Consider the following 2,454-nt stretch of genomic DNA (forward strand, 5'->3'; position numbering starts at 1 on the left):
CGTCCCGACCAGCCCGGCCCGGCCACCCCACCTCCCGGCCATCCCGACCCGGCCCGGCCACGGCACCTCCCGACCAGCCCGACCGTCCCGACCAGCCCGGCCCGGCCACCCCACCTCCCGGCCATCCCGACCCGGCCCGGCCACGGCACCTCCCGACCAGCCCGACCGTCCCGACCAGCCCGACCCGGCCCCGGCCACGGCACCGCACCGCACCGGCCTCAGCCCTCCGCAGGGGCCCGCCCCGTCAGCGCCGACAGGCTCGCCCTGACATGCGCCATGTGAGCCCGCATCTCCTCCTGCGCCTCCACATGCTCCCGCAGCACCCGCTCCGTCTCACGCGTCACCCGCTCCTGCGTCACCCGCGCCTGCGCCACCAACTCCGCGGCCCGCGCCTCCGCATCCTCCTGGCCGTGCCGCGCCGCCTCCTCCGCCTCCGCGTACCCCCGCCGCGCCTCCGCCAGAGCGGCCTCCGCGGACCGCTCCGCCTCCGCGTGCCGCGCCTCCAGCTCCGCCTCCCGCGCCGCCAGCTCCCGCCCCACCGCCTCCCAGCGCTCCCCCTGCTCCCGTTCCCGCTCCACCCGCGCCGCCTCCGCCCGCCGCCGCACCTGCGCCAGCGCCGCCGCCGCGTCCGCCCGCCACGCCGACGCGTCCTGCCGCGCCCCCGCCCGCAGGTCGTCCGCCTCCCGCTCCGCCCGCAACAGCCCCTGCCGCGCCCGGACCTCGGTCTGCTCCCGCACCGCCTCCGCGTCCCCGCGCGCCAGCTCAGCCACCCGCTCGGCACGCACCCCGGCCGCGTCCAGCGTCGCGGACACGTCCGCCCGCGCCTCCGCCCGTACGGCCTCGGCCTCCTCCTGCGCCAGCAGCAGGATCCGCCGGGCCCGCTCGCCCAGCTCGTCGTACGTCTGCGGAGCGAGCCCGGCCACCACCTCACGCAGCCGCGCCGCCTCCGCCTCCATCTGCTTGGCCAGGACCGTCAGCCGCGCCACCCGCTCCCACGCCTCGTCACGGCTCCCGGACAGCCGGGCGAGATACCGGTCGACCTCTTCCATGCGGTAGCCGCGACCGCGCACGGTCGCAAAGGGTGCACTCATCCTGGATGCGCCTCTCTCGCGGGGATTCCCGTCAAGGATGCGCCATTTGATCCCCGAAGCCCGAATGGCCGGGCCGAGACCCCCTCCGAGGGTCCCGACCCGGCCACTGCGCGGATCACGCGGCCACCCGACACCGCGTTCAGACGGACATCACAACAGCCCGTCCCACATCTGCTCCAGCAGCACCGACCACCAGCTCTCCGGCGACGACAGCGCCGCGCTGTCGAGCCCCGCCAGATTCGCCTGGAAATCGACGGTCCAACGGCCCGCCTGCTCCGGCGTCAGATGCTGGCGCAGCCGCCACATGTGACCCAGCATCGCCATCGAGCGCACGAACTGCGGCAGGCTCGAATTCACGAACTGCGGCGGCACCGGAGCGCCCCCCGGACCACCCTCGACCGGCACCGCGACGATGTGCGCGGTCCCGTACTGCACGCACAGCGCCTTGCCGAAGTCGCTGCCGATCACGAGGTACGAGCCCGCGTCCGACGCCGCCTGCACCTGCCGCTGCGCCGCCAGCTCGGCCAGCGTCGGCACCGGCTGCCCCGGCACCGCCTGCGCCCAGAAGAACGGCCCGAAATCGACCGGCAGACCCGCCCACATCAGCGTCTGCGCCACGATCTCCGGCACACCCTGACGGGACACCGCCCGCTGGTCGAACCGGAACACGCCCTGCGGACCGAACGCCCCCGCCAGCTCCTGCCCGATGGCCTCCAACGGGATCGCCGGCTGCAGCGGAACCTGCGGCAGCGGCGCACGCACCGGCGCCGGGCGCGCCGGACCGTCGGCGACCTGGTGCAGCTCGCCCTGGTGGGTGAGCAGGTGCCGCATGCCCTGCTGCCGACCCGCATGGTCCTTCCCGTACGGGGCCACGCTGGTGATCCGCACCTGCGGCCACGTCTCCCGGATCATCCGGGCGCAGTAACCGCCGGGCAGCTCACAGGACTCCAGCTCGGTGTGCAGCTCCAGCACCTGCTGCGGCGGCACGTTCATCGCGCGCAGCTCGTAGAGGATCTGCCACTCCGGGTGCGGGGTGCCGGGCGCCGAGCGGCGGATCAGCTGCTGCTCGGAGCCGTCGGGAGCGCGGTAGCGCAGCACGGCCTGGTAGCCGGGGCCGACCGTGGGCGCACCCGACGGGGCCTGCGGCTGTGCCACGGGCCCTCCCGGCGGCGGACCGGGCGGACCGGGAGGCTGCGGCACACCGGGACCGGCGAGCATCGTCGCGGCATGGTGCGCGCCACCACCGGGAGCCCCGGGCGGACCGGGAGGCTGCGGCGCACCCGCACCCGCACCCGGAGCCCGGGGCGGACCGGGAGGCGCCGGCGGCTGCCCCGTCACGGCCGGACCGGCCAACATCGTCGCG

2 protein-coding genes are annotated in these 2,454 nt (G+C 76.3%); both read right to left on the minus strand.

Going from position 1 to position 2,454, the window contains the following annotated elements; all coding sequences use genetic code 11:
- Positions 1-218: 218 nt before the first annotated feature.
- Positions 219-1,091 carry a DivIVA domain-containing protein gene (locus ACIPXC_RS08235; protein ID WP_401614731.1) on the minus strand — a complete coding sequence of 291 codons (873 nt, stop codon included), beginning with the start codon at positions 1,089-1,091 and terminating at the stop codon, positions 219-221.
- 150 nt (positions 1,092-1,241) lie between these two features.
- Positions 1,242-2,454 (minus strand): SUKH-4 family immunity protein (locus ACIPXC_RS08240; protein ID WP_401614733.1); only part of this gene is annotated, 1,213 nt, incomplete at its 5' end.

It is taken from the genome of Streptomyces sp. NPDC090021 (genome assembly GCF_044748225.1).
Taxonomy (GTDB): Bacteria; Actinomycetota; Actinomycetes; order Streptomycetales; family Streptomycetaceae; genus Streptomyces.

Bases quoted from the DNA above. Each gene is read 5' to 3' on its own strand.
- ACIPXC_RS08235 (WP_401614731.1), bottom strand. From the start codon at position 1,091: ATGAGTGCACCCTTTGCGACCGTGCGCGGTCGCGGCTACCGCATGGAA.